The organism is Arthrobacter sp. 2762, from assembly GCF_040548745.1.
GTDB lineage: Bacteria > Actinomycetota > Actinomycetes > Actinomycetales > Micrococcaceae > Arthrobacter.
Map to the genome: position 1 here is coordinate 278,834 of NZ_JBEPSI010000001.1, position 26,960 is coordinate 305,793.

Consider the following 26,960-nt stretch of genomic DNA (forward strand, 5'->3'; position numbering starts at 1 on the left):
AATGTCCTGCTTATCGATCACAGGTTGATGGGGGCTTGCCTCTGATTGTCTTGCAACTTGCCGTTGCCGGGAAGGCCTCCGGCCTTGAATTCTTCGATGACCGTGGCATAAAGCTCCAGATGGTCCGCCGCCATCCGTGCTGCGTTGAAGTACTCATCCACGGTACGCCGGCACTCCGCACGGCTAAGCCCTTGCACGTCCTGTACAAACCCTGCGAGTTCATTGGTCTGCGCGAGATATCCTGTGACGCCATGCCGGACTATTTCCGGTGCCGCACCCATTGGAGTGGACAGTACTGGTGTTCCGGTGGCCAACGACTCGATCATGACCAGCCCGAACGGTTCATGCCATTGGATGGGGTTGATCAGGGCCATCGCTCCGCCCATCAGTTCGTACTTCTCCGGATCTGAGAGTTCTCCCAGGAATTCTTCCTCTGAGCCAAGGACCGGCTCCACGACGTCGTGGAAGTAGTCCTGCTCATCCTTGGCATGCATCTTGGCAGCGATGCGCAGCGGCACCCCGGCCTCGCGGGCAACGGCCACCGCCTCCAGCAAGCCCTTGTCCGGGCACATGCGCCCGACAAAGCATGCGTAGCCGCCGGCACCGTCGCCAACAGAAACCGTGGACAAGTCCAGGCCATGGTGGATGACTGCCGATATTTGAAGGTCGGAAATGCGGCTGCATTGGTCATGCGAAATGCCGATGATCGCGGTGTCCTGGGCCATATCCCGGTAGAGCCCTGCGTACCTCGGTGTCAGCGGGCCATGGACGGTGGTCACCACGGGAACACCCGGCGGCCGGTGGGCATAGAGAGGTCCTGCAAGGGTGTGGTCGTGGATAATGTCCACGTCCTTCATGCCGGCATAAGCCTTGATGACGTGGTGTAACTCGCTGAGCGTCAGCCCCAGCTCTTCAGGCTCGCTTGGCCCGAAGCCCCGCAGCAGCGGAACGGGGCAGGTGCTGTCAGACGCCGCCGCCAGGAGGACGTCATGCCCTGCATCGGATAAGGCACGGGCCAAGGCATCCACAACCCGTTCCGTGCCGCCATACCGTTCCGGGGGAACTGGGAACCATGGTCCAACGATGAGTCCAACGCGCATGCTGTAGGCCTCCACAAATATGCGAACCCGCGCACGGGGTTCAACCTCGTGTTCATCGCGGCCCCAGACACACGCGATTCTTCGGGACGAAGAGCGCCCCACCGGCTGACTGCATAACCTGCTTCACACATTAGGCTGGGCACGCCAGCCCCGGCAATGGGTGACGAAAATAACAGACTTTTCCGGAATGCGCGCGGGGCCCTCGAAGTTGACCACAACATGAAGATTGAGATCTGGTCCGACGTCGCGTGTCCCTGGTGCTACATCGGCAAGCGCCGCTTTGAGACTGCCCTGGCACAGTTCCCCCACCGTGATTCCGTGGACATCGAGTGGAAGAGCTACCAACTGGATCCTTCAATCCCCGAGCACTATGACGGCACGGAATTGGACTACTTGAGCAAGCGCAAGGGCCTGGCTCCGGAGCAGGTCAAGCAGATGTTCGCCCACGTCACGGAGACCGCCAAGGGGGAGGGCCTGGACTACCAGTTCAGCAAGGTAGTGGTTGCCAACAGCTTTACAGCGCACCGCCTCATCCATCTCGCCGCAGCCCATGGCCGCCAGGATGCCGCCAAGGAGCGGTTGCTCAGCGATCATTTTGAGCACGGTAAGGACATCGGCAACCAGGAGTACCTGACGGAACTTGGTGCCGCTTTGGAGCTCCCGGGCGCCGAAGTGGCAGAGCTGTTCACTACTGACAAATATTCAGACGCCGTTAACGAGGACATCAATGAAGCCCGCGCCATCGGCGTCACCGGTGTTCCGTTCTTCGTGATCGACCGCAAGTACGGCATCTCCGGAGCCCAGCCGGCGGAACTCTTCAGCGAGGCGCTGAACCAGGCGTGGCAGGAAGCCAATCCCCTGATCCCCGTTGGCGCATCCGACGCCGAAGCCTGCGGCCCTGACGGCTGCAGCATTTAACACAACGCGGGGTCACTTACGGCCCATCAATCCCTGTGGATTGGGCCGTAGGTGACCCCGCGTTGCTTTTTAATCGGCGGTTAGCCCTTCACAACCTCAAGCTCGACGACGGCCCAGGACAATGCGGGCAGCGTCAGCCGAAGCTCCGAACCCGTCGCCTTGACGCCTTCCAGCGGCTTCAGACCGACCCGGTCCTGTTGGTCCTGGGTGTTGGTGGTGAACCTGTCGCCGCCTTCGGGGATCTCCAGGACTTCGGCGCGGAGCACCTGGCGGGCGTCGAAGCCACGCAGGGCTGCCTCGACGTCGGCCGCTTCTTCCAGCCCGCGGTTCGCGAAGAACAGCGCAACGCGCCCCGTTTCCTCGTTCCACGTGGCGCTGACGTCCACAAGATCCGTGCCGCCGAACCGCTCGTTCTCGTACTTGTCCGAGTCCACGGAGAGCCGCAGGATCTGGCCCTTGGCGAGCTCAGCCATCCGGGCGAACGGGTGGAAAATGGTCTGCTTCCAGGCCGGCCCGTTCTCTTCCGACAGGATGGGCGCGATGACGTTGACCAGCTGCGCCTGGTTGGCGATCTTGACGCGGTCGCCGTGGCGGAGCAGCGAGTTGAGCAGGGTTCCCACCACCACTGCATCCGTCACGTTGTACTTGTCCTCAATGACGCGGGGGTGCTCACGCCAGCCAGCCTTGATCACGTTGTGAGGCTGGTCCTCAGTGTCCAGGCCGCGCTGGTACCAGACGTTCCATTCGTCGAAGGACAGGTTGATGTGCTTCTTGTGCTTGCCCTTGGCCCGAACGGCATCCGCGGTGGCGATCACTGACTCGATGAAGTAGTCGGTATCGACGGCGGATGCCAGGAAGCTGCCGACGTCGCCTTCGTGCTCGTAGTAGTAGGCGTGGAGGGAAACGTAATCCACTTCGTCGTAGGTGTGGGTGAGGACCGTCTGCTCCCAGGCACCGAACGTAGGCATCCGGGAGTTGGAACTGCCACAGGCCACCAATTCAATGTCCGGGTCCACGAAGCGCATGGCCTTGGCCGCTTCCTGGGCAAGGCGCCCATACTCCTCGGCGGTCTTGTGGCCGATCTGCCAAGGACCGTCCATTTCGTTGCCCAGGCACCACAGCTTGATATCGAACGGGTCCTTGTGGCCATTCTTGGCACGGAGATCGGACCAGTAGCTGCCGCCGGGGTGGTTGGCGTACTCCACGATCTCGCGGGCAGCATCCACTCCCCTGGTGCCCAGGTTGATGGCTTCCATGATTTCCGTGCCGGCCTGCTTGGACCAGTCCACGAACTCGTGCAGGCCGAAGGCATTCGTTTCCACTGTGTGCCAGGCACCGTCCAGGCGGCGGGGCCGGGTTTCGCGCGGGCCGATGCCGTCCTCCCAGTTATAGCCGGAGACGAAGTTGCCGCCGGGGTACCGGATGACGGTGGCACCTAGTTCCTTGACCAGCTTCAGGACGTCCTGACGGAAGCCGTTCTGGTCGGCCTCAGGGTGTCCGGGTTCGTAGATGCCGCTGTACACACAGCGGCCCATGTGTTCCACGAAAGAGCCGAAGAGGCGCCGGGGTACCTCGCCGATGGTGAAATCTCGATCGAGGGTGATGCGTGCGCGGGACATTTATCTCCTTGGTTGTGTTCTCAAACAGTTGCTAAGCGAAGGTGCCGGATCAGGTTCCGGCGAGTCCCGTCGTCGCGACGCCCTTGATGATCTGGCGTTGGAAGAACAGGAAGACGACGATGAGCGGCAAAGCTGCCAGCAAGGCAGAGGCCATGTTCTGCGCGTACTGGACGCCGTAGGCGCTCTTGATGGTTTGCAGGCCTACGGGGAGGGTCAGAAGGGAGTCGTCGTTGGTGGAGATGAACGGCCACAGAAAGTTGTTCCACGCACCGATGAACACGAAGATCGCGACGGCGGCCAGGATGGGCCGGGACAACGGCAGGATGATCTGCAGGAAGATCCGGAGACGGCTGGCACCGTCCATCACAGCCGCTTCTTCCAGCTCATGAGGGATTTGGTCGAAGAACTTTTTAAGGACAAACACCATGGCGGGGTGGATGACCTGCGGCAGGATGATGGCCCATGAGGTATCGATCATTTTGAACGCGAGCATTTGGTAAAAGAGCGGAATCATCAGCACGGGTGGCGGGACAATGATGGCAGCGATGATCACGACCATCAGCACCTTCTTGCCTTTGAACTCGATCCTGGAGAGTGCGTAAGCCATGAGAGCCGAGATCACCAGTGTGATTGCCGTGATGGCCGCGGAGGTGTAGAGCGAGTTCCACGTCCAGAGCGGAATGTTCCCGGCCTGGAACACATTGACGAAAGCGTCAAAGGTAAAGCCCGACGGCGGAAACCAGCTGACCTTGGACGCTGACGCATCCGCTTCGGACTTGAACGCAGTAACCGTGGCCCAGGCGAACGGGATCAGCCAGAGGACGGCAATGAAGGCGGCCGCCGTGACTGCCGCGATCTTGCCCACTGTCAGCTTCTTGCGCGGCTGGCGCATGACTTCGCGGTTACCGGTGGCTGGGGTCGAACGGGTGAGGGTAGTGGTTGCCATGGCTATGCGCTCCTGCGGCGGGTGATGACGAACTGCAGCGCGGAAACCAGCACAATCAGTCCGAAGAAGATGTAGGAGATAGCTGCGGAATACCCCAGCCGGTATCCGGTGAACCCGGTTTCGAAGATGTACTGGACCACGGGACGGGTAGATCCGCCCGGACCCCCGGCTGTCATCTGGTAAATCTGGTCAAAGACCTTCAGGGAAGCCAGGATCTGGAGCAACACAATCATCACGGTGGTGGGCGTGAGCTGCGGCAACGTAATGGAGAAGAATTGCCGCCAAGGGCCGGCACCGTCCAGGGACGATGCTTCATAGTGCTGGACGGGGATGTTCTGCATTGCCGCCAGGTAGAGCAGGAAGTTGAAACCCACAGTCCACCAGAGTGTCGCGATCACGATTGACCACATGGCCACATTGGGATCGTTAAGCCACCCCACTTTTGGTATTCCGAACTTTGACAGGAAATCGTTGATCAGGCCGAGCTGCGGGTTGTACATCCAGACGAAGAACAACGACACAACCGTGGAAGCCAGCAGGAACGGGGCAAAGTAGGAGAGCCGCCACAGCCACTGGGCTGGAAGGCCGATGTTCAACAGGGCTGCCATCACCAACGCAACCAGCACCAGTGGGACAGTGCTGATGACTGTGAAGTACAACGTGTTGCCCAGCGAACGCCACATGCCGGCATCGGCAAAGGCTTCGGCGTAGTTGGAAAAACCGATCAGACTGTCGTTGGCGCCTGTCAGGGATTTGCCCGTGAGACTCATGTAGAAGCCGTACAGAATGGGCCAAACGAGGAAGACGAGGAAGAACACCAGGAAGGGTGCTGCAAATGCCCACCCGTTCAGGGTGTCCCTGCTTCTTCGGAGAGATAGCCCGGCCTTGGTGCCTGGGCTGGGTGTTGTCCGTGGTTGGCTGGTCTGCCGGGACAGTGTAGAGGAACTCATGAAGGACTCCTTTGTCGCTCGGTGCGCTGGTGCCGGTCAGACCGGATTGGGACGGGACAGAAGGTCGTTGGTGCGGGCCACGAAGCCGTCCCACCCGTCCTGGGCCTTGCTGCGCCCCAGAAGTACGTTCTGGATGTACTCGGCAAAATAGTTCTGCCAGTCCGATCCGGATCCGCTGAACCAGGATTCGGGGTCGTAAGCGATGATGTCTGCCGCGTTGGCGTAGTGGACTTGAGGGGTGAGGTCCCGGTAAGCCTGTGACTGGACGACAGGCTGGTACGCCGGGATGTGGCCTGCCTCGGCCCATGACAGCGAACCCTTGAGGATGTCGCTGACGAACTTATATGCGTCTTTACGCTTCTCTTCATCCACCACGAGTTGCCGCGGAAGGACAAAGGAGTGGGAGTCGGCGTAGGAAGCCGGTGTCCCGTAAAGGGTGGGTATGGTGGCAGCGTCGACAGGCAGTTTCGCTTTCTTCATGGTGGGTAGTTCCCAGCCGCCGCTGAAGAGCATTCCCGAGTCGCCCCGGACAAACTCTGCGATACCGGTATTGATGTCGCCGCTCTTGGCCGCGATGGTGTCGTCGAACAGCGAGGCCATGAACTCCAGCGATTCGATCGCAGCGTCCCTGTCCGCCTCCATCTGCCGGCCGGGCGTGAGGACAATTTCCGCTCCGTGCTGCTTGTAGAGCGTGTAGAACAGCCGCCACATCTGCGAGCCCAAATTCAGGTAGCCGAAGGACAATCCGTGGGCCTTGGTGACCTTTTGCATCTCCAGTGCCATGGCCTTGAACTCATCGGGTGAACTGACCTCCTGCAACTGGCCATTACTTTCCAGGAGCCCGGCTTTGGCGGCGACGTCCGTGTTGTAGAACATGATGAACGGGTGGGAGTCCAGCGCGATGGAGAAAACTTTCCCATCTTGCTGGCCCTTTTCCCAGATGCGCGGCGCGAAGTTCTCCGGTGTGATGCCATTCTCCGCGAGCAGCCCCAGATCCCAAGGCTCTATGAGGCCGCCTGGGGCATATCCCGGGACCCGGCTGGCGTGCATAATGGCTACCTCTGGAGGTCGGCCCCCGGCAGATGCCATGGCCAGCTTGGTGTAGTACGGCGGGCCCCATGCCAACACGGTGGGGTGCACCTTAAAGCCGGGATTGGCTTGGTTGGCATTGGCGATCATCGCTTGCATCTTGGCACCGTCGCCGCCGGACAAGAGATGCCAGAAGCCGATCTCCCTGACGCCGGTGGCTTGGGCCGCACCTCCACAGCCCGTGAGGCTGGAGGCCAGGAGCCCGCCTCCGAGAAGGGCCGATCCCGTCAATAACTGTCTCCGGGACAACTGTTTCCCGGTCAAAGATTCAAACTGCTTCACCCGTCACTCCTTTGGAAGGGTCCGCTGAAAAGGACACAACTGCTGCGCAAATCCGGCTTCGGTGCATCCCCGCTGCCGGGTAAAGGGGTGGCCCGGGGGTGACGCGGCTCTCACATTACATCGTTGTAATATCCGAAGCAAGAGAAATTGTTAGCGCGCACACTTAAATTTCAAAGGCCGGTTAGCCCGTACTGTCCCGCTCCACAATGGCGTAGTCCACCGTGACAACACGCTGTCCGTGGCCCCTGTCCGCCATGCGCTCAGTAAGGAGGCGCAGCGCTTCGGCGGCGATGGTCCGCTTGTCGAAAGATACGGTAGTCAGCGAGGGAACGGCGTAGCGCCCATCCATGACGTCGTCGAAACCGGCCACCGCGATGTCATCAGGGACGCGAACGCCCCTCTTCCACAGCGCATTGAGGGCGCCAATGGCCAGCGAATCCGTGAAGCAGAACAACGCCTCCGGCAGCGGGTTGGAATCCAGATAGCGGGTCAGTGAGTCGGCTGCAGATCCAGGCGTCCATGGTGAGCAGGAAATCAGCAGGGATTCATCGCGGGGGATCCCGAGGATCTGGAGCGCAGCCTCGTAACCCTGTCTTCGTTGAATCGAGGTGGCAGACTGCCTGGTCTTGTTTATGCCCAGCACGGCGATACGCCGGCGCCCGGATTTGGCCAGGGCCAGCGTCATATCCCGCGCCGCCGCGAAACTGTCCACGTAAACCCGGTCCGCAAGCTCCTGGCTCACTTCGCCAAGCAGCACCACGGGAGGCAAGGCCACCCCAACCTTGACGGCACTTTCATCCAGCACCACCGGATTGAGAATGAGCCCATCGATGAGGTTGGAGCGCGCGCGGGTCATCAGCTCCTGCTCGCGCTGAGGATCCGAACCGGTTTCCTCGATCTGGACGCTCCAGCCCTGCTCGTGGGCTACTTCCACGATGTTCTGGGCTATCTCAGCTGAGAACGGGGTGGCCAGATCCGGCAACGCCAACGCGATCACACCCGAGCGGCCGTTGCGGAGCCCGCGCGCGGAAAGGTTGGGAACGTAGTCCAGCTCCTGCATTGCCTGCTCAACCCTGAGCCGCGTTGGAGCGCTGACCGGCACGATTCCGTTCATGACATTCGAGACGGTTTTCGGCGACACTCCCGCACGGCGCGCCACATCCTTGACCGTTGCCCGCAACAGTCCCCCTTGTGAATTTAGTGTCCGGGTGAATTCGTGTCCGGGTGAAGTTCGCGTCCGGTTCCCACGATGTTACGCGAGTTTGTGTACACCCAGTCCCCTTCGGAAGACCTCCAACGGGCATCACGTGTACGCAAACTGCAGGACTTGGTGACACATCACTGTAAAGTGTCTATATGCCCAGGATCACGGCCGCCACGAATGCTGCCCAACGCGCCGAGACCCAACGCCGTATTCTGACCGCCTTCGGTGAGCTCCTCTTTACCCATGGCCTGCCCGGCCTCACCATGACGGACGTCGCGCGCCATGCAGGTGTTGGCCGCACCGCCGTTTACAACTACTACGCAGACATGGAGCAGTTGCTCATTGCGTACGCGCTGGATGAAACCGAGCGCTTCATCGTGGACCTTCGCGATTCGCTGGCAGCTCTTGAAAATCCTGTAGACAGGCTGGCACTCTACGTTCGCGCCCAGGTGGAGGACCTCAGCCGCCGCCACCTTCCGCCAGGGCCAGCGATGGCCGCCGTCCTTTCCCCGGCCTCGTTCGCGAAGCTCGCGGATCACGTGGGCGACCTCAACGTCCTCCTCCAGGACATCCTGACTGACGGCGTCCAGCAGGGCTACCTCCCGGACACTGATGTCGCCCAGTTGGCGCGGCTCATTCACGGCACACTGTCCGCCAGTGCCGCACGACGCAACCGAACGCCCGACGGCGAGACTCCGGCGCCTGCCCCAGCCTCCGACGTCGAGCTCCAGACAGCGCAAACGGTGCGATTCATCCAGCTGGGTGCGGGAGCACAGTTCGACGAGGCTGGTAAGCCCGTCCGCGTGGATGCTGCAATCCCGGACACCCTGGCCGGCTGACGCCACAGCAACAGGGCGGCGACACCCCAATCCGGGCATCGCACACCACCTTGCGTGGCTGAAATCGAGCTGCGCGTCCTCACCCCCCCTACTGCGTCCCGCCCTACTGAGCCGGGCGGGTGGGGATGATCGGCCATCGGGAAGTATCCGCAATCCTCAGGTCCTCGCGTGGACAGCTGAGTTTGCCGGGAGTCTGGTCCACAAGTTGCGGTTCCACCAAGCCCTGATAGCCCCTGGTGAGGACTACGTCCACTGATTCGTCTTCGCGGTTGTCCTGGAAGTAATCCGTTCCCGCCAAGTTCCGCTGGACGTTGAATGCAGGTGCCTGGCCTTTGACTCCCGAGACCACCACACCGATCCCCGAGTAGGCAGTGTCGCTGTTGTCCACGGATAGGACTTTGTACCCCCGTGCTTTGAACTCGTCGGCAACAGTAGTAGCCAGCCCTGCCCGCGAGGTGGCATTGAAGACGTTGATGTTCACGGTTTCGTTCGGTACGTAGTCGAACGTCGTGGTGGGGCAGAGGCTGATGGGCGCTTTGCTCGCGATCGCCGTGGGAATCTTGATGACACCGTTCATGATGGCCCAGGCGCCAACTGCTCCGGCAGCTATGACACCTACCAGCAGGACAAGGACAATGGCGTGGAAGACGCGGCGCCGGAAGCGGCTGCGTTGGGCACGGGCATCCTCGGCGAACGTCGCACGAAGCTCAGGTCCGGTCACCACATGGTGCCCGTGCAACTGCGTCACATCTTTGGGACGCTTGCGCTGCCTAGCCATCGATCACCAGCACGCGTGCGTGGATGGCCGTCCTCTGGTGCAGCGCGGTGCGGACTGCCCGATGGAGCCCATCTTCGAGGTACAGCACGCCCTGGTACTGGACCACGTGCGGGAACAAATCCCCAAAAAACGTTGAATCTTCTGCCAGCAATGCCTCCAGATCCAGGGTGCGCTTGGTGGTAACAAGTTCATCGAGGCGAACGGGCCGCGGTGGAAGGGCAGCCCAGTCACGCGGCGCGGAATATCCATGGTCAGGGTACGGGCGTCCCTCGCCCACAGCTTTGAAGATCACCCTGCAAGCCTATGGAAGTTGCTGCGCTAACGGAACTTGTGACCCCCGGCACACGCAGGTTGTGGCCAAACGGTGACTATCCGACGTCAGGCGTCATAGCTGTGATGCACACCTCGGGGACTGACAGAATAGGGGCATGACTCAATCGCTCCAAGGTACCGACCGGACCGCTGCCCACACGGCCCCAGCCCTCGCGCTGCTGCTGGACGTCGACGGCCCCATCGCCAGCCCTGTGACGCGCGACGTCAAGCCGGATATCATCGCGGACCTCGTGGCACTGGCTTCGGCCGGCATCCCCGTCATCTTCAACACGGGCCGCTCGGATGCCTTCATCAGCGAACAGGTCATGGGGCCGATGATCGAGGCCGGAATGCCGGCTGATACCGTCATTCACGCCATCTGCGAAAAGGGCGCCGTCTGGTTCAGCTACACCGCTGCCGGCCCTGGCCCCATCCACGTGGACCACGAACTCGCCGTGCCCAAGGCATACGGGGATGACATCCGCAGGCTCGTTGCCGAGGACTACTCGGCGCATATGTTCTTCGATGAGACCAAGCGCGCCATGGTCTCCGTGGAGCAGCACGTTGAGGTGGCCAGCGAAGATTACCTGGCCGAGCAAAAACTCTTCGACGCCGATGCCCTGAACATCATGGGCCGCCATGGCCTGAACGCAGCCATCCTGGACCACCACGCCCCTGAGTCCGATGACACCGTGGACTACCGCCTGGACCCCACCATCATCTCCACGGACATCGAATCCGTCCGCTTGGGGAAGGACCTTGGCGCCAGCCGGGCAGTGGAAATGTTGGCCGCCCAGGGCATCACCCCACTCTCCTGGCGCACCGTGGGTGATTCCCGTACGGACTACGCCATGGCAGACTGGCTTCACCACAACGACCACGATGTGAAGCACGTGGACGTCCGGCCCGCAGACGGCGTTCCGGTGAAGCCCTACACCATTCTTACCGCCGCTGACCTCGAGCTGGCGGACGACGTCATTCACGACGACGCCGGCGGAGCCTTCCTGCGCAGCTGGCGCGAGGCCCTCGACATCTAGACTCCCGCATTCCCCAGAAACGACTCACAACAGTACGGAGAAAAGCCATCACGCAAGCACAGGTCGATCCGATTTACCACGGCAGCCCCACCGTAGAGGAAGATGCGATCGCCGAGGCGGTCTCACCTGCCGTCGTTGCCCACCTGAAGCACAGGTCCGACGTCGTCCGTCACCGCGGGCGGTACGCCCTCCTTAACGGCGACCTCACGCCTCAACAGGCAATGGTTGCGGACCTGCTGGCCATCCGCGCCGCTTTGGACGCCGCCGGCGTGGACTTCATCCTGGTGCGTGGCAACGACGAAAGGCCGGTCATCGCCGTCGACTGGGAATCGCGCAAGGACGTTCGCGAAGCACTGGTTGCTGCCTTCCGGAATGAACCGTTCTACTCCATGACCGTCGATGCCAAGAAGAAAACCTCGGTCCTGGTGGCAGATGGCGAACTCTCGGCCAACCGGAAGGCACGGATCTTCCGTCTCTACCGGCCCAGGGTGGAGCTCGGCGGCGGGCTTTGGTACGGCCCTGCCCTTGGTGTCCAGTTGGAACTGTGGAGGTTCGAAGGCGACCACCTTGAACTCCCCGTGGAGAATTCCCTGACCCGGCGCACCATGCTGCGCCAGGACGCCGTTCGCGGCACCGTGCAGCGCCACGGCCTCACTTGGCCGACCATCGAGAACATGTTTGCGGACCACGCCAGCGACATCGACTTCGACATCGACATCGTCTTCTCGTGGGTAGATGGCAGCGACCCCGAATACATCGCCAGGAGGCGAGCCCAGCAGGCTGGTGCTGTCCTCGGCGAAGGCGACGACCATGAGGCACGCTTCCGGCAGATCAACGAGCTCAAGTACGCACTGCGCTCGGTGCACATGTTCGCACCGTGGATCCGGCGGATCTTCATCGCCACGGACTCCCCCGCACCGGAATGGCTGGCCGACCACCCCTCGGTCACGATCGTGCGCAGCGAGGAGTTCTTCGCCGATCCGTCTGTATTGCCCACCCACAACTCGCAAGCAGTGGAGTGCCAGCTGCACCATATCGAGGGATTGTCCGAACACTTCCTCTACTCCAACGACGACATGTTCTTTGGCAGGCCCGTGGGCCCGGACATGTTCTTCACGCCCGGCGGAATCACCAAGTTCATCGAGGCCGACACCCGCATAGGGCTCGGAGAAAACGATGCCGAACGCAGTGGCTTCGAGAACGCTGCGCGCGTCAACCGCAAGCTGCTGTGGGAACGCTTCGGACGGATCACCACCAGGCACCTGGAACACACAGCCGCTCCCCTGCGCCGGAGCGTGGTGGCCCAAATGGAGAAGGAATTTCCCGCTGAGTTCGCGAAGACCGCCGGCAGCCGGTTCCGGGCCGCCGACAACATTTCAGTGACCAACTCGTTCTACCACTACTACGCGCTTCTCACCGGCCGCGCCGTCACGCAGACCAGCGCCAAGGTCAGGTATGTGGACTCCACCATGTGGGCCGGACTGCACTATCTGCCCAAGCTGCTCGCAAAGCGCCACATGGACTTCTTCTGCCTGAATGACGGCAGTTTCCCCGAAGTCGAGGCAAACGAACGAGCCGACCTGGTGACCGACTTCCTGGAGAAGTACTTCCCGGTTAAGGCACCCTGGGAGAAGTAGGGCCGCCGGGAGAAACGAGCGGGATCGAAGAGGTGTGCGTGCCCGGCGACGTGTGGGCCCCCACCCGTGACTCGTGGGGAATACGGATGCCGGCTGCCGCCAGCCGCCGCTGGACTTCGGCTGCATCCAAGGGCTCACCAACTGTGACGCCACCGGACATCGGAACCACGGAGTGCACGATCGTGTGCTCGTAGACGTGGATCATGTTGTACGACTGCGCTCCGTCACGTCCCCGCTGTCCGCCAGCGCGCACCGCCAGGTCCTGGGTATAGCAGGTAGCTGAGGCGACCGATACCGGGATGCCGGCGAAGCTCGCCGTCGTCGAGTAATGCAGGTGGCCACCCAGGATGGTGCGAACGTCTGTGTTACGGATGACGGCGGCAAGTGCGGCTTGGCCGCGCAGCTCCACCAACACGGCGAGGTCCTGCACGCATGGGACGGGCGGGTGATGCAGGGCGAGGATGGTGCCGTCCGGCGCCGGCGTGGCCAGTTCTGAGGCCAGCCACTCCAGTTGGGATTCTGACAGTTCGCCATAGTGGTATCCGGGGACCGTGGTGTCCAAAGTAATGATCCGGAGCCCGTTGACGAAATAACTGCGGTCCACAGGGTCCTGCGGCCGGCTCGCTACGGAAGCGTCCAGGAAGGCCGAACGGAAGTTTGCGCGGTTGTCGTGGTTGCCCATCGCCCAAATGGCCTTCGCTCCGAGCGCATCGCACACCGGCTCAATCATTTCCCGGAGACGTTTGTAGGCTTGGAACTCGCCCCTGTCCGCAAGGTCTCCAGTGAAAATGATGGCCGCTGGCTTGATCCTGGAGGCAATGATCTGATCGCAGATCTCCTGGAGCCTGGCTGCGCTGTCCACCGAACCGTGGAGTGTGTCTGGACCGGCCACCAAGTGAAGATCGCTCAAATGCAAAAGCACATGACCTGGTTTGGGGTACTCGGCCTCGATGAGCTCCATAGCTGCCTTAGCGTTTGGTGGGGGACGGTGTCCCCCGTGTCATTCCAGTACTTCCAATCCAACCAGACAACAAGCCAACAACAGGCTAACTGCCGGCGGAATGTTGGAAAATTACTTTCTCCTTTCGAATTCGCGGACTCTTATGACAAAGCCTTTTCAACGGCGTCAACCAATTCCTGCGCGTCAGGTTCAACCGTGGAGGGGAACCTTGCCACCAGCTCGCCGTCACGGTTTATGACGAACTTCTCAAAGTTCCACTTGACCTTGATCGGCTGCCCGGACGCGTCCTGGGTCAGCTCGGCAAACAACGGATGCTGCTCTTTACCCAGCACGTTGGCCTTGCTGGTGAGCGGGAAAGAGACGCCAAAGTTGCGTTCGCAGAACTCCGCGATTTCCTCGTCGGCGCCGGGCTCCTGGCCACCAAACTGATTGCAGGGGACGCCAAGGACTTCAAGGCCCTCCTCGCGGTACTTTCCGTAGAGCTCCTCGAGGCCCGCGTACTGGCGTGTGTAGCCGCATTTGGAAGCGACGTTGACCACCAGGACCGCTTTCCCTTCAAAGCGTCCGAAGTCTGCTTCAGAGCCATCGTTGAAGGTAAGGGGAATGCTGTAGAGGGTTCTCATGTGATCGCTTCCTGACGACGTCGTCTGGCGGGATTGCCGCCATCGAGCTTACGGGGAGCTGCCCAAGCCATGAAACGTAGGGGTACCTGCTCGCTGGCTTATGACGTGGGAAGGATGAGCGTAGACAACGGCACGATCACGCCGTCCGGCCGCTGGACCATGTCCGGGCCAACGAGGATATATCCAGGCGGAAGGACCACTGCCGGAGGCGTTGATGGAAGCACAGCTGCGGGGCTGGGCGCCGGAACAGGGGCCGCTGGCACCGGAGCCACGGGCTCCACGGTTTGAGTGACCGCAACCGGGGCTGGAGCAACCACCACGGGTGCTGGTGCTACAGCCACGGGCGCTGGCTCAACCACCACAGGCGCTGGCTCAACCACCACGGGCGCCGGTGCAACAGCCACGGGCGCCGGTGCAACAGCCACGGGCGCAGGGGCTACCGGAGCAGGAACCGGATCAGCGGGCTCCGCTGGAGCGACGGGCGCTACGGGCTCGACGACGGCGGGCGCGGTGGCGGTGGTGGGGACCGCCGGCGACGTGCTGGGCGCAGTAGTCGTCGTGCCGGGCGTCACTGTGCCAGGCGTCGTTGTGGTGGGCGTCGTCGCCGTGGGCGTCGGTGTTGAAGTCGCCGTCGGGCTTGGAGTTGCCGTCGCTGTCGGGCTTGGCGTTGCCGTGGCCGTCGGAGTCGGTGTGACGGTCTGCGTAGGAGTCGAGGTAGCCGGTGGCGTTTGCGTGGACGGTGGAGTCTGCGTGGACGGCGGCGTAGTGCCCGAAGTGGTAGGCGGCGTAGTGCCCGAAGTGCTCGGCTGTGTGGTCGCTGGCGGAGCAATGGTCTCTTCGTCGTCGCCACCGATGACGGCGCGGTTAGTGCTGTCTGACACCGGCACGGCCCACTGCGGCGACGCGGAGACGCCCGTTCCAACTCCAGGCTGGTAGTTCACCATGGTGATGTTCTGCAGCGGATCGATCTGCCGGAGGGGCAGATATGTCCAGCCGTTGGGGTTGGTGTGCAGGCCGTTCACGATCGTCTCAAAGTGCAGGTGGCATCCCGTAGACCATCCGGTGGTTCCTACCTCGGCGATGACTTCTCCGACGCGCACGGACTGGCCCTGCGTTACACCAATCGCTTGAAGGTGGTTGTAGGTGGTGACCAGGCCGTTGCCATGTTCAATCTCAACACGGTTGCCGCCACCCCAAAGGTGCCAACCGACGGCCCTGACCACCCCGGCGTCGGCGGCGTAGACACGCGTGCCGCATGCGGCGGCGTAATCCTGGCCCCAGTGGAATTCGCCGGGAAGTCCGGTCAACGGACTGTAGCGGTAGCCGTATGGAGAGCTCGGATTGAGGACTTCAAGCGGCGCGTAAAGGCTGCCGGCTGGTGGACGCGACAAGCCGGACGAAGCGACAGTCAGGCCGGACGATCCGTCCTTGGCCACGGTCCGGACAAGTGCGCGGTCGAAGTAGACCATGGGCGTGCCAGCCTCTTGGGCCGGTGGCTCGGGCATGGTGTCGATCACTGTGGTTTCGGCTTCCGGCGGCACAAGGCTGCCAAGCGAGAAAGGTCCAACGACGCCTTGCGCCACAGAACCATCCACGGAGCCGGTAGAGACGGAATTCAGGGGTTGGAAACCAAAAGCGAAAAAGGCTACGGCTGCCAGGATTCCGGCGATGAGCATCCGACGAAAACCGTCGGTGCGCACCAAGTCTACATATCGGTCAGATTCACTATGCTTGCCCACAAGAACACTCCCCAAAGCCGGCGGCACCAAACCCCAGCCTGGCGTGCAAGCACCATTGTTGCGGGAATCAATTCGAAAATAAAGGCTTTCCGGCCCCAGCGAAGCGCAGGGTTTCCTCAGTTTTTGCTCAAGGGATCTTGAGATTCGGGCAGGGCGCCCTAGCCGAGGTTTTCCTTGAGCAGTGCACGGTGTTCCACGGCAGCGGATTCGTGCAGGGCGCGGCCGGCGTCTGTGAGTTCCAGGAACAGGGAGCGACGATCATCGGCGCACGTTTGGCGGGAGACCAGACCTGCTTTTTCCAGCCTGTCCACCACCTTGGACACAGCGCTTTGGGTCATGGGCGTGCGCTCCCCCAAAGACTTCATGCGGCAAGCGGCGTCCGTGCTTTCGGCGACGAGGTCCAGGATTTCGAACTCGTTCAGGCCGATGTCGAACTTGGCTTCCAGGGCGCGGTCAATGGCTCCTGCGGTGCGGAAGTAGGAGTCCTGAATGCTGCGCCACTGCTCAACGAGCTGGCGGTCACGCGTCGTTGCCATGCCCTGATTCTAGTCCATTCCGCCTTTAGAATCCACGTCATAATATTCTGTGTCATATTCCTTGTCATTCAATGACGCGTCATATAGCTTGGATGCATGACATCACCCACCACCCTTCAAAGATCCGCCGAACCCGTGGTTTCGGCCGTCCGTTGGACGCGCGCCCAGTGGCTCCTGCTGATGGTTGTGTGCACCGTCCTGGCCCTGGACGGGCTGGATGTTTCCATGGTTGGCGTGGCCCTGCCTTCGATCGGACAGGAACTCAACCTCGGAACCGATTCCCTCCAGTGGATCGTGTCCGCCTACGTCCTGGGGTACGGAAGCCTCCTGCTCCTGGGCGGCCGGCTCGCGGACCTGTTGGGCCGCCGTCGCATATTCCTCATCGCCTTGGCGGTGTTCGCCGCAGCCTCACTCCTGGGCGGCCTGGTGGACGATCCCGCCATCCTGATCGCTACCCGGTTCGTCAAGGGCCTCGCCGCAGCGTTCACCGCGCCAACAGGTTTCTCCATCATCACTACCAACTTTGCCGAGGGCCGCGAGCGCAACAAGGCCCTCTCCATCTTCACCACGTTCGGCGCCAGCGGCTTCTCCTTGGGCCTTGTGGTCGGTGGGCTGATGACGAGCCTGAGCTGGCGGTGGACGTTCCTGGTGTCCGTGCCGATCGCCGTCGCCGTAGTCCTGCTGGGCATGAAGTTCATTCCGAAAGACAAGCCGTCCGCTGAAAACAGCGGGCACGACATCTGGGGTGCCGTGACGCTCGCGCTGGGCATGCTCGGCCTCGTCTACACCTTGGTTTCAGCGCCCGAGCAGGGCTGGGGATCTGTGGCAACTATCGCCGGATTCGCAGTATCTGCAGCCATCCTTGCAGCGTTCGCGGTGATCGAGAACAAGGTGAAGCACCCTCTGATCCGCTTCGGCATCCTCAAAGAAGGCTGGGTAGCCAGGGCCAACCTCAGCGCAGTGGGGCTTTTCGGTTCCTACCTGAGCTTCCAGTTCATCGTCACCATGTTCCTGCAGTCGGTGCTCGGCTGGACGCCTTTGGGCATGGCATTGGCCCTGCTGCCCGCCGGACTGCTGGTGGCCACGAGTGCACCTTTTGCTGACCGGCTGATCGAGAAGTTCGGTGCCACCCAGCTGATCCTCACAGGCCTCACGGCGCTTGGATTGGGCTACGTCCTGTTCCTCCGGGTGGGCACCACGCCCAACTACGCTTTGGACATCCTGCCCTCGGTGATCCTGCTGGGCATCGGTTTCGCCCTGGCCTTCCCGTCCATCAACGTCCAAGCCACCACCGGTATCAAGGACTCTGAGCAAGGCCTGGCTGCCGGTTTGATCCAGACCAGCACCCAGGTGGGAGCAGCACTGGTCCTGGCAGTCACCACCGCGTTGGTGAGCGGCCACGGGCAGGCGGCTGGAACCCTCAGCGCCCAGGCCATGCTGGAGCAGTACCGTCCGGGCCTCATCCTGAGTGCCGCCGTCGCCATCGCGGCCCTGCTGGTGGCAGCAGCACCGTCAAGGCGCCGCATCCGCTCCTAGTTTGTGCACGGCTCCTGTCCTTTGGACACCCTTCACAGGGCAGGAGCTGTGCACAAATTGCTCTGTACAGGTTCCGCGAAGAGCGGTCTCATGGGATGCATGAGGAATTACCTCACCGAGTACAGATACGACCTGCAGCGTACGTTCACCGGAACGTCCGGGACGCCACCTGAGTGGGTGCCGCGCCTGGCAGAAGGGAACGACGCCGGATATCACCTTCCAGGCTCGGCTGTCTGGGCGGTGCATGGCTCCATGGCCACCATCGTGGCCGGAATCAGGGTCTTGCTGATGCAGTCCTTGCACCCCGGCGCGCTTGCGGGTGTGTACGAGCACTCGGGGTTCAAGGAAGATCCGCTGGGGCGGCTGGCCAGTACCGTGCGCTGGATCTTCACCGTCACGTATGGCTCCAAAGAGGCCGCTGAGGCAGCAACCTACCGTGTCCGGAAAATCCACGAACATGTTCGGGGAAGCTATGTGGACGGAACTGGCACCCACCGCCACTATGCCGCCAATGATCCCGAACTCCTCCGCTGGGTCCATGTCACCTACGCGGATTCCTTCCTTAGGGCCAACCGCATCTGGGGCCGCCCGATACCTGGCGGTGCGGATGCCTACGTCCGCGAGTGGGCGCAGGCCGGTCGGCTCATGGGCGTGGAGGATCCGCCGCTCACCGAAGCCCAGGTGCGCCAGGAACTGGAAGCTTGGTACGCCTCCGGGGTCTTGCGCTCGGACGAGCGGCTGGCAGAAACGATCGCCTTCATACGCCGCCCGCCCCTGAGTCCACTTCTTCAGCCGGGCTACCGGATCCTGTTCGCTGCCGCCGTCGCAAGCCTTGAACCGAAGTACCGGGACATGCTGGGGCTGAAACCTGCCCGACTGGGTCCGATCCCCCTGCCTGCCATCACCACCGCCCGTGTTGTTCTGGGCATGGTCCGGCTGGCCCTGGGCTCACACGGGCCGAGCGAACTCGCCGCGCGACGCCGGCTGCAAAGACTGGGATACGCCGTGTGATGCCACCCCTCCGAAGAAGCCCGAAAGAAGCCCGCACATAGGTGCGGGCTTCTTTTTTGCTGCAATTGTTTCTTAATGCAATACAAGCGTTGACTAGTGAGCAACCTCACAGTTACAGTTACGGCACCCCAAAAGGCCGAATGACGGCCGGACTACCCAACTTTCGAATGCTTTGATGAAGGGCGCGCGCAACCCGCCGCCCTCAAGCTTCGGGAGCCTTCTTCACGATGTAACCCCCAGCACACGCCCGTCTCCCCCATGCTCGTCTCCTTGAAGCGAGCCTGGACGTTGGCGTTCATGAGAGGCAATGCGAGCCATGACAGATTTCCGTTCTCCCGTTTTTGACCGCAGGCAGATCCTCAAAGCAGCGGCACTGACGCCGTTTGCCGGATTGGCGCTATCCGGCTGCAGCTCCAAGCCAGCCGAGAGTGCGGCCGCCAACAAGACCGTCACGGTCACTTCGTACGGTGGTTCCTACAACGATCAGTTCACTCAGACCATCCTGGATCCCTTTGCGAAGCAGACAGGTATCCAGCCGACTCTGCTCGCCAATACGAGCTTGGCTTCCCTCAAAGCGCAGGTGCAATCCGGCGATGTGCAGTGGGACCTGGTGGAAATCACAGCACCGGAGTACGAAACGGCCGTTGCCGAAGGACTGCTGGAAAAGTTCGACTACGACATCATCAGCGACAAGGGCCTGCCCGGCTATGCCAAGGCCGAGTACGGCATCAAGTACCTAAGCTTCCTTTTCGTCATGGCATGGGACCAGAACACTATTCCGGATGCTCAGGCACCCAAGGATTGGGCGCAATTCTTCGATCAGGACAAGTTCAGCGGAAAGCGCTCCGTATACAACCAGTTATCCGATAGCTCCGTCCTTGAAGCAGCCCTGCTGGCTGACGGTGTTCCGTTCGACAAGATCTACCCGCTTGACGTTGACCGGGCGCTGCGCGTCCTTGGCCACCATCCCGGAAAAGATCGCCTCCTTTATCACTCGGCCAATCAGGAGCCCATCCAGCAGCTCACGTCAGGAGAAGTTGCGCTGTCAACGAGCTTCAACAACCGGGTGAACGCTGCCCGCAAGGACGGAGCGAAACTGAACTTCTCCGCCGAGAACGCGGTCCTGGCCGGCGACTACTTTGTGGTCCCCAAGGGGGCAAAGAACAAGGAAGCCGCTTTCAAGCTGATGAACTTCATGTCCAACGACGCCGAGGCCGGAGCTGCCTTCGACACCGTCACCAACCTGACCCTGGCGAACACGCCTGCGCTGTCCAAACTGCCCAAGGAGGTGGCGGACACCCTTCCGACCAGCCCGCTGCTGGCGGACAAGATCCTCATTCGGGATGACAAATGGTGGTCCCAGAACCTGAAGAAGACTGAGCAGCAATTCAAGCTGTGGCAGGCCAGCTGATATGAGCGCCATAACTTCTCAAAGAATCCAGGCGAAAGGCCGCGGTACCCCGACGGCGGATGAAGCGAAGCCGCGCCGGAGGAGGAGCGGATGGTGGCTGCTGCTGGCGCCTGTTCTTGCATTCGACGTCGTATTGTTCCTCACCCCGCTAGGGAAGCTCGTTGGCTCAAGCTTTTCCGGCAACGCCTATCAGCGGGTACTTGAGGATCCCCTGGTACTGCGCTCGCTGGCGAACACGCTTACCATCAGCCTGGCATCCACCCTGGTAACCGTTGGACTTGGCTATGTCATTGCCCTTGTCCTCTGGCGTTCCGGGAACATCCTGCGGGTAGTCCTCTTCGCCGTCGTCTTGTTGCCGTTCTGGACCGGCATCCTGGTGAAGAACTTTGCTTGGGCAGTTCTGTTGCAGGACAACGGCATCATCAATGCGTTCCTGCAGGGCATTGGCCTGACGGACGCACCCGTCGAGTTGCTCCACAACCGCTTCGCGGTGATCGTTGGCATGGTTCACTGCCTGCTGCCCTACGCGGTCTTCCCGATCTTTTCTTCACTGATGTCCATCGACGACCGCCTCGGCTTGGCGGCACGGTCGCTCGGCGCCAGGGAAGGATCCGTCTTCCGTCACATCACCCTCCCGCTTAGCGCTCCGGGCGTCTCCGCAGCCGGGCTGCTGGTCTTCATCATGAGCACAGGCTTCTTCATCACCCCGGTGGTCATGGGTGGGCCTGGCGACATGATGATCGCAAACCAGATCGACTATTACGCCCGGCAGTTGACCGACTTTCCAGGTGCCGCAGCCCTTGCCGTGATCCTTACAGCCCTGGTCAGTATCCTCGTGGCGGTCTACCAGCGGGTCCTCAAGGCCGGAGGCCACCATGAAGACAACTAATCCACAACACCGTTTGATACCCCTGCTTTCGTTGCCGGTCTTCCTGTTCCTGGTAATTCCGACCCTCATCGTGGTTCCCGTCGCGCTCAATGACAGCCGCTACATCACCTTCCCGCCCGAAGGTTTGTCCTTCGCTGCAGTGGCCGGCTTCTTCGCCGACACCGCTTGGACCTCGGCATTGGCCGCCAGCCTCCAGTCAGCGGGTATAGCCGTGGTGATCGGCGTAGCTATTGGTTCGACGGCGGCCATCGCACTTCATGGCCGCAGCTTCCCAGGGAAGTCCGCTGTGATGGGGCTGATACTCGCCCCGATGATCGTGCCCACCGTGGTGCTGGCCCTTGCCTTCTGTCAGTTCTTTATCTCGGTTGGCATGGTGGGCAGCATCATTCCCATCGGCTTGGCGCACGCCGTCATCGCTACGCCCTACGTGTACCTCACAACACGTGCCAGCCTTGCAGGGCTCAATCCTGCCCTGGTGCGATCGGCCCAAAGCCTCGGCGCGGGGACGCTGTCCGTGTTCCGGCACGTGTATCTCCCCGTCATCCTCCCGGGCTTGGTCTCCGGCGCGTTGTTCGCCTTCTCGGTATCCATCGATGAAACCGTGATGTCGCTGTTCATGCAGTCCCCCAGCGCCACCACCTTGCCAGTGAAGATGTTCACCGACATCCAGTTCAACCTGACTCCCAAGATCGCCGTCTCATCTGCCCTGTTGGTAACAGTGGCCACCATCGGGCTACTCCTGCAGGTCATGTTCGTCCTCAAGCGCCGATCGATCTCCCGGATGGTGCCCCTGGCCGTATCCGCCCAAACGTAAAAAGGAACAATGATGACCGCATCAATGACTTCCACCGCCACCTCTCCCGAGGCACCCACGCAAGCGAAAGGACTTCTTGAGCTCCGGCAAGTCCGCAAAAGCTACGGTGGTTTCGTCGCCGTCGACCAATTGGACCTGACAGTCCAGCCCGGGGAATTTGTCACCCTCCTGGGACCCAGCGGCTCGGGCAAAACCACCACCATGATGATGGTGGCCGGGTTCGAAGAACACACGTCCGGCTCCGTCCTCATTGACGGGCAGCCCGTAGACACGCTGCCGCCGCGGGAACGGAATCTGGGCGTCGTCTTCCAGAATTACGCCCTCTTTCCACACATGACCGCCCTCGAAAACGTGGAATTCGCGCTCCGCATGAGAAAAGTGCCGGCCGCGGAACGGCGCCGGCGGGCCAACGAAGCACTGAAGCGTGTGGGGCTGGGCGCCTTGGGTGACCGCAAGCCGCGCCAGCTCTCCGGAGGTCAACAGCAGCGCGTTGCGCTCGCCCGGGCCTTGGTGTTCAACCCTGCGGCCCTGCTCCTGGATGAGCCCATGGCAGCGCTGGACAAGCGGCTCCGCGAACAGATGCAGGAGGAGATCAAGACCCTTCAGAAGAGCCTCGGCATCTCCGTACTGTTCGTTACCCACGACCAGGAAGAGGCAATGGCGATGTCGGACAGGATCGTGGTGATGAAAGACGGGCAGATTGTCCAATCCGGACCGCCGGAAGAGGTCTACAACCACCCCCTGACCGACTGGGTTGCCGGTTTCCTTGGCGACACCAACCTGATCCCGTGCACGGTACTGGAGCGCAACGGCAAGGAGGCCACCGTGGATTTGGGTGGCTTGGGAGTGGCCCGCGTAAGGGACCAGGGCGCTACAGGTGCAGACTACGCAGTATCGATCCGCCCGGAACACCTCAAGCTCAGTTCAACGCCGCCTGTCGGTGGCGGCTCCGTGGCGGTCATTACGTCATCCACCAACCTTGGCGCCACAGTCCGCCACCGGCTCACCGCGGGAGGCCACGAATTGATGCTGCGGGAAATGAGCTCGGAGTCCGGAACCCGTTCCGCGGCAGGCGACCTCTGGGTTGGCTGGGAGCCGGACAAGGCCCAGTTGCTGGTCTTGGAATCCTAAGGAGCCAACGAAGACAGTCAGGCAGGACGTCGTTATGGACGTCCTGCCTGACTGTTTATGCAACTCGGCGTGTCTTGGTCGGATTAGATCAGGTGGTCCGAGAGGTGGTTCGGAGTGCCGAAGCGGTGGGCGGTGATGGACACGGCCTGCTCACGCAGGAACGGGAGCAGCTCGATGCGGCCGGCCTGCGTCACTGCACCGTGGTAGACGGCAACATCCGGGCGCCCACCCATGGCTGCGCTCAGCGCGGCAAAGTCGCCACCAATCAAGCGGATCCGGCCGGCGTCGAACTTTGCTGCACGAGCCAGCCACGCGGCGTCGTCCTCGATCCGGACGCTGACGCCCAGGTTCGCGAACACATTCACCACAGCATCTTCAAGCGCGACGGCGGAGCTCACCTTGAGCGCCGAACCGGCCACTGCACCGGCTGCTACGACACGCAGCAGCTCAGCGAGCCGCTCGCCTTCGGAGAGGCGGATGGTCACGGGGAGGGAGCGGTAGCGGAAGACGTTGCGCTCTGCGGACAGTGCGGAGACGTCCTTGCGGGTGCCGAACTCGGATTCCCATGCCGCTGCGTCGCTGAAGAGTGACTGCTGCAGGGTCTGGAGTTCCTCAGCGGACACGTCCGCGGACTTTGCAGCCGACAGAATCCGGGCGGCAGCACCCTGAAGTACAGTGCCACGCTTGGCCTTGGCTTCGGCGGGGAGCCAGCTGCCCAGGCCAATGAGGTAGTTCGGTCCACCGGCCTTGGTTCCGGCGCCGACGGCCGACTTCTTCCAGCCACCGAAAGGCTGGCGCTGGACGATCGCACCTGTGATACCGCGGTTGACGTACAGGTTTCCAGCTTGGATGGTGTCCAGCCAGACGCCCATTTCAGCGGAGTCCAGGGAGTGCAGGCCAGCGGTGAGGCCGTACTCGATCTCGTTCTGGATGGCGATGGCTTCCTCGAGGGTCTCAGCGGTCATCACGCCAAGGACCGGTCCGAAGAACTCGGTGAGGTGGAAGTACGAGCCACGCTTGACGCCCGAACGGATGCCCGGGGACCACAAACGGCCTGTCTCGTCCAGGCGCTCAGGCTTGATGGCCCAGGTTTCGCCGTCGCCCAGCGTGGTGAGGGCATTCAGCAGTTTGCCGTTGGCCGGCTCGATGATCGGGCCCATCTGCGTGGTGGCGTTCTCGGGGTAGCCGACCGTCAGCGAGCGGGCGGCGTCGATCAGCTGGTTGTGGAAACGTGCGCTCTTCGCCACCGAGCCCACCAGGATCACCAGCGATGCGGCCGAGCACTTCTGGCCCGCGTGGCCGAAAGCCGAGTACACGACGTCCTTCGCGGCCAGGTCCAGGTCAGCGCTCGGGGTCACGATGATGGCGTTCTTGCCGGACGTTTCCGCGAGCAGCGGGAGGTCCTGGCGGAACGAGCGGAACAGCTCAGCGGTTTCGTAGCCACCGGTGAGGATGACGCGGTCAACGCTCGGGTGCGAGACCAACTGGGTGCCGAGTTCACGCTCTTCGAGCTGAACGAGCGCCAGTACTTCGCGCGGCACACCGGCTTCCCAGAGCGCATCCACCATGACGGAACCGGAGCGGCGGGCCTGCTTTGCAGGCTTGATCACGACGGCGGAACCTGAGGCGAGCGCTGCGAGCGTCGAGCCTGCGGGGATCGCCACCGGGAAGTTCCACGGCGGGGTCACCACGGTGAGGTTCGCTGGGACGAACGTGGCGCCGTCGACCTTTTCCAGGTCCTTGGCGCGCTCGGCGTAGTAGTGCGCGAAGTCGATTGCTTCGCTGACCTCGGGGTCGCCTTGGTCGATGGTCTTGCCGGTCTCGGAGGCCATGACCTCCAGGAGCTCGGCACGGCGGGCTTCGAGGACGTCGCCGGCGCGGTGCAGGATTGCGGCGCGTTCGGCTGCCGGGCGGGCGCCCCAGGCCTTGCCATGGTCCACGGCGGTGGCGATGATTTGGTCCAGCTGGGCGGCGTCGGAGACCTTGGTGGATTCCACGATCTTGTTGCCTGCAGTTGAACCGGGAATGCGCTTGAGGATGTCACGGCCCCAGGCGCGGTTCGCCGGGAGTGCCGGATCCGTGTCCGGTGTGTTGCGGAAGCCTTCGAGCGGGGCCGGCTCGGCAGGCAGGCGACGGTCCTGCTTGCGGTTGGGTCCCGGAACCTCGTCGGTCATGCCGGCCAAGGAGTTAAGGAAGCGCTGCTGCTCGCGCTTGAACAGGGCTTCGTTTTCACTGAGCTCGAACACTGCGGACATGAAGTTTTCCTGGCTCGCGCCTTCTTCGAGGCGGCGGATCAGGTACGCAATGGCGACGTCGAACTCGCCCGGGTGGACCACCGGTGTGTAGAGCAGCAGGCTGCCGACGTCCTTGCGGACAGCCGTGGCCTGGCCGGTTGCCATGCCCAGGAGCATTTCGAACTCAATCCCCTCGGTGACCCCCCGCTGCTTGGCGAGCAACCAGGCGAAGGCGACATCGAAGAGGTTGTGTCCTGCTATGCCAATGCGGACGGCGTCAATGTGCTCCGGGGTAAGGGCGTAGTTGATGACGTTCTTGTAGCTGGTGTCCGAGTCCTGCTTGCTGCCCCAGGTAGCCAGCGGCCAATCGTGCAGTGAAGCTTCTACTTGTTCCATGGGCAGGTTGGCGCCCTTGACGACGCGGACCTTGATGGGTGCGCCACCCTGCGCGCGGCGGGCAGTGGCCCACTCCTGCAGTTCCTGCATGGCGCCCAGTGCGTCAGGAAGGTAGGCCTGGAGGACGATGCCGGCCTCGAGGTTCTTGAATTCCGGCATGTCCAGGATCCGCTTGAACACGGCAATGGTCATGCTGAGGTCCTTGTACTCCTCCATGTCCAGGTTGATGAACTTGGGCTTGGGGAAGGACGCGGCCAGGCGGTACAGCGGAGTGAGCTTCTCCACCACGTGATCGACGGCTTCGTCGAAGGCCCACGGGGAGTGCGGCGCCACGGTGGAGGATTCCTTGATGGAGACGTAGTCAACGTCTTCGCGGGCCAGGAGCTTGAGCGTGCCATCCAGGCGGCGCTGGGCTTCGTGCTCACCGAGGACAGCCTCGCCGAGGAGGTTGACGTTGAGGTGGACGCCGTCCTGGCGGATCTTCGCGATGGCCGGACCCAGCTTCGCGTCCGTGGCGTCCACGATCAGGTGGCCCACCATCTCGCGGAGCACGCGGCGGGCGATAGGGATGACTACCTGAGGAAGGATCGGAGCCATGACCCCGCCCATGCGGACAGCGCTGCGCATGTACCAGGGCAGGAATTTGGGCACCTTCGGGGCGAGCTCCGCGAGCTTGCGGCCGGCGACGGACAAGTCCTCAGGGCGGATGACGCCGTCGACGAATCCAACCGTGAAGTCAAGGCCGTTCGGGTCCTTCAGGACTCCGGCGAGGCGCTGGGCGGAAACGTCGACGGGAATCTTGCTGGCTTCGGTAAGCCAGTGGCGGACCAATGCAATGGCCTCCTGGGCCAGTGCGTCGAACTGCCCGGAATCCTCGGTGCGCGGGGCGGCGGCCGGGAGGGTGCTGGTCATGAGGGGCTCCTTCTGAGGCGGAGAAGTTTGTTTGTTTCCATCAGTATGGATCTACA

23 protein-coding genes are annotated in these 26,960 nt (G+C 62.2%); 10 read left to right on the forward strand and 13 right to left on the reverse strand.

Going from position 1 to position 26,960, the window contains the following annotated elements; genetic code table 11:
- Window positions 1-17: 17 nt before the first annotated feature.
- Window positions 18-1,100, reverse strand: coding sequence for a glycosyltransferase family 4 protein (locus tag ABIE18_RS01360; RefSeq protein ID WP_499720835.1), 1,083 nt, complete (start codon window positions 1,098-1,100; stop codon window positions 18-20).
- Window positions 1,101-1,319: 219 nt separating this feature from the next.
- On the opposite strand from ABIE18_RS01360, the gene ABIE18_RS01365 reads away from it, so the two are divergent.
- Window positions 1,320-2,018 carry a DsbA family oxidoreductase gene (locus ABIE18_RS01365; protein ID WP_499720836.1) on the forward strand — a complete coding sequence of 233 codons (699 nt, stop codon included), beginning with the start codon at window positions 1,320-1,322 and terminating at the stop codon, window positions 2,016-2,018.
- 80 nt (window positions 2,019-2,098) lie between these two features.
- Here the strand turns inward: ABIE18_RS01365 and arfA are convergent, their stop codons facing one another.
- The 5 genes from arfA to ABIE18_RS01390 form a co-directional block, all read right to left on the reverse strand.
- Complete coding sequence (arfA, locus tag ABIE18_RS01370) at window positions 2,099-3,637, reverse strand: arabinosylfuranosidase ArfA (protein ID WP_499720837.1); 1,539 nt, start codon at window positions 3,635-3,637, stop codon at window positions 2,099-2,101.
- 49 nt (window positions 3,638-3,686) lie between these two features.
- Complete coding sequence (locus tag ABIE18_RS01375; protein ID WP_499720838.1) at window positions 3,687-4,583, reverse strand: carbohydrate ABC transporter permease; 897 nt, start codon at window positions 4,581-4,583, stop codon at window positions 3,687-3,689.
- A 2-nt stretch (window positions 4,584-4,585) separates the two neighbouring features.
- The gene (locus tag ABIE18_RS01380; RefSeq protein ID WP_499720839.1) at window positions 4,586-5,533 is read right to left on the reverse strand and encodes a carbohydrate ABC transporter permease; all 948 of its coding nucleotides are present in this window, start codon (window positions 5,531-5,533) and stop codon (window positions 4,586-4,588) included.
- Window positions 5,534-5,569: 36 nt separating this feature from the next.
- Window positions 5,570-6,904, reverse strand: coding sequence for an extracellular solute-binding protein (locus tag ABIE18_RS01385; RefSeq protein WP_499720840.1), 1,335 nt, complete (start codon window positions 6,902-6,904; stop codon window positions 5,570-5,572).
- Between the two features lie 181 nt (window positions 6,905-7,085).
- On the reverse strand, window positions 7,086-8,084 hold the full coding sequence (locus ABIE18_RS01390; RefSeq protein WP_499720841.1) for a LacI family DNA-binding transcriptional regulator: 999 nt from the start codon (window positions 8,082-8,084) through the stop codon (window positions 7,086-7,088).
- Window positions 8,085-8,260: 176 nt separating this feature from the next.
- Here ABIE18_RS01390 and ABIE18_RS01395 point away from each other — a divergent pair, with 176 nt between their 5' ends.
- Window positions 8,261-8,947: a TetR/AcrR family transcriptional regulator gene (locus ABIE18_RS01395; RefSeq protein WP_499720842.1), complete on the forward strand. Its 687-nt coding sequence runs from the start codon at window positions 8,261-8,263 to the stop codon at window positions 8,945-8,947.
- 103 nt (window positions 8,948-9,050) lie between these two features.
- Here the strand turns inward: ABIE18_RS01395 and ABIE18_RS01400 are convergent, their stop codons facing one another.
- Window positions 9,051-9,725: a LytR C-terminal domain-containing protein gene (locus tag ABIE18_RS01400; protein ID WP_499720843.1), complete on the reverse strand. Its 675-nt coding sequence runs from the start codon at window positions 9,723-9,725 to the stop codon at window positions 9,051-9,053.
- Window positions 9,718-10,017: a type II toxin-antitoxin system VapB family antitoxin gene (locus ABIE18_RS01405; protein WP_062069994.1), complete on the reverse strand. Its 300-nt coding sequence runs from the start codon at window positions 10,015-10,017 to the stop codon at window positions 9,718-9,720. The genes ABIE18_RS01400 and ABIE18_RS01405 overlap by 8 nt, the downstream gene beginning before the upstream one ends.
- A gap of 136 nt (window positions 10,018-10,153) precedes the next feature.
- Between ABIE18_RS01405 and ABIE18_RS01410 the strand changes: the two genes are divergently transcribed.
- Window positions 10,154-11,074 carry a Cof-type HAD-IIB family hydrolase gene (locus ABIE18_RS01410; protein WP_499720844.1) on the forward strand — a complete coding sequence of 307 codons (921 nt, stop codon included), beginning with the start codon at window positions 10,154-10,156 and terminating at the stop codon, window positions 11,072-11,074.
- A gap of 47 nt (window positions 11,075-11,121) precedes the next feature.
- Window positions 11,122-12,711: a stealth family protein gene (locus ABIE18_RS01415; RefSeq protein ID WP_499721363.1), complete on the forward strand. Its 1,590-nt coding sequence runs from the start codon at window positions 11,122-11,124 to the stop codon at window positions 12,709-12,711.
- Here the strand turns inward: ABIE18_RS01415 and ABIE18_RS01420 are convergent.
- The 4 genes from ABIE18_RS01420 to ABIE18_RS01435 form a co-directional block, all read right to left on the reverse strand.
- Window positions 12,689-13,672 carry a phosphodiesterase gene (locus ABIE18_RS01420; RefSeq protein ID WP_499720845.1) on the reverse strand — a complete coding sequence of 328 codons (984 nt, stop codon included), beginning with the start codon at window positions 13,670-13,672 and terminating at the stop codon, window positions 12,689-12,691. The two genes, ABIE18_RS01415 and ABIE18_RS01420, sit on opposite strands and share 23 nt — an antisense overlap.
- A 140-nt stretch (window positions 13,673-13,812) precedes the next feature.
- Window positions 13,813-14,295 carry a glutathione peroxidase gene (locus ABIE18_RS01425; protein WP_499720846.1) on the reverse strand — a complete coding sequence of 161 codons (483 nt, stop codon included), beginning with the start codon at window positions 14,293-14,295 and terminating at the stop codon, window positions 13,813-13,815.
- Between the two features lie 98 nt (window positions 14,296-14,393).
- Window positions 14,394-15,995, reverse strand: a complete 1,602-nt coding sequence (locus ABIE18_RS01430; RefSeq protein ID WP_499720847.1) for a M23 family metallopeptidase — start codon at window positions 15,993-15,995, stop codon at window positions 14,394-14,396.
- Between the two features lie 197 nt (window positions 15,996-16,192).
- Window positions 16,193-16,570 carry a MarR family transcriptional regulator gene (locus ABIE18_RS01435; protein ID WP_216921859.1) on the reverse strand — a complete coding sequence of 126 codons (378 nt, stop codon included), beginning with the start codon at window positions 16,568-16,570 and terminating at the stop codon, window positions 16,193-16,195.
- 96 nt (window positions 16,571-16,666) lie between these two features.
- Between ABIE18_RS01435 and ABIE18_RS01440 the strand changes: the two genes are divergently transcribed.
- The 6 genes from ABIE18_RS01440 (at window position 16,667) to ABIE18_RS01465 (ending at window position 23,362) form a co-directional block, all read left to right on the forward strand.
- Window positions 16,667-18,106, forward strand: coding sequence for an MFS transporter (locus tag ABIE18_RS01440; RefSeq protein WP_499720848.1), 1,440 nt, complete (start codon window positions 16,667-16,669; stop codon window positions 18,104-18,106).
- Window positions 18,107-18,196: 90 nt separating this feature from the next.
- Window positions 18,197-19,117: an oxygenase MpaB family protein gene (locus ABIE18_RS01445; protein WP_499720849.1), complete on the forward strand. Its 921-nt coding sequence runs from the start codon at window positions 18,197-18,199 to the stop codon at window positions 19,115-19,117.
- Between the two features lie 316 nt (window positions 19,118-19,433).
- Window positions 19,434-20,528 carry an extracellular solute-binding protein gene (locus ABIE18_RS01450; protein WP_499720850.1) on the forward strand — a complete coding sequence of 365 codons (1,095 nt, stop codon included), beginning with the start codon at window positions 19,434-19,436 and terminating at the stop codon, window positions 20,526-20,528.
- A gap of 1 nt (window position 20,529) precedes the next feature.
- A complete protein-coding gene (locus ABIE18_RS01455) occupies window positions 20,530-21,417 on the forward strand; it encodes an ABC transporter permease (protein ID WP_499720851.1) in 888 nt (295 codons plus the stop codon).
- Window positions 21,404-22,231, forward strand: a complete 828-nt coding sequence (locus ABIE18_RS01460; RefSeq protein ID WP_499720852.1) for an ABC transporter permease — start codon at window positions 21,404-21,406, stop codon at window positions 22,229-22,231. Before ABIE18_RS01455 ends, ABIE18_RS01460 begins: the two co-directional genes overlap by 14 nt.
- 12 nt (window positions 22,232-22,243) lie before the next feature.
- Window positions 22,244-23,362: an ABC transporter ATP-binding protein gene (locus ABIE18_RS01465; protein ID WP_499720853.1), complete on the forward strand. Its 1,119-nt coding sequence runs from the start codon at window positions 22,244-22,246 to the stop codon at window positions 23,360-23,362.
- A gap of 83 nt (window positions 23,363-23,445) precedes the next feature.
- Here ABIE18_RS01465 and ABIE18_RS01470 read toward each other — a convergent pair whose 3' ends face one another.
- The gene (locus ABIE18_RS01470) at window positions 23,446-26,904 is read right to left on the reverse strand and encodes a bifunctional proline dehydrogenase/L-glutamate gamma-semialdehyde dehydrogenase (protein ID WP_499720854.1); all 3,459 of its coding nucleotides are present in this window, start codon (window positions 26,902-26,904) and stop codon (window positions 23,446-23,448) included.
- Window positions 26,905-26,960 lie beyond the last annotated feature (56 nt).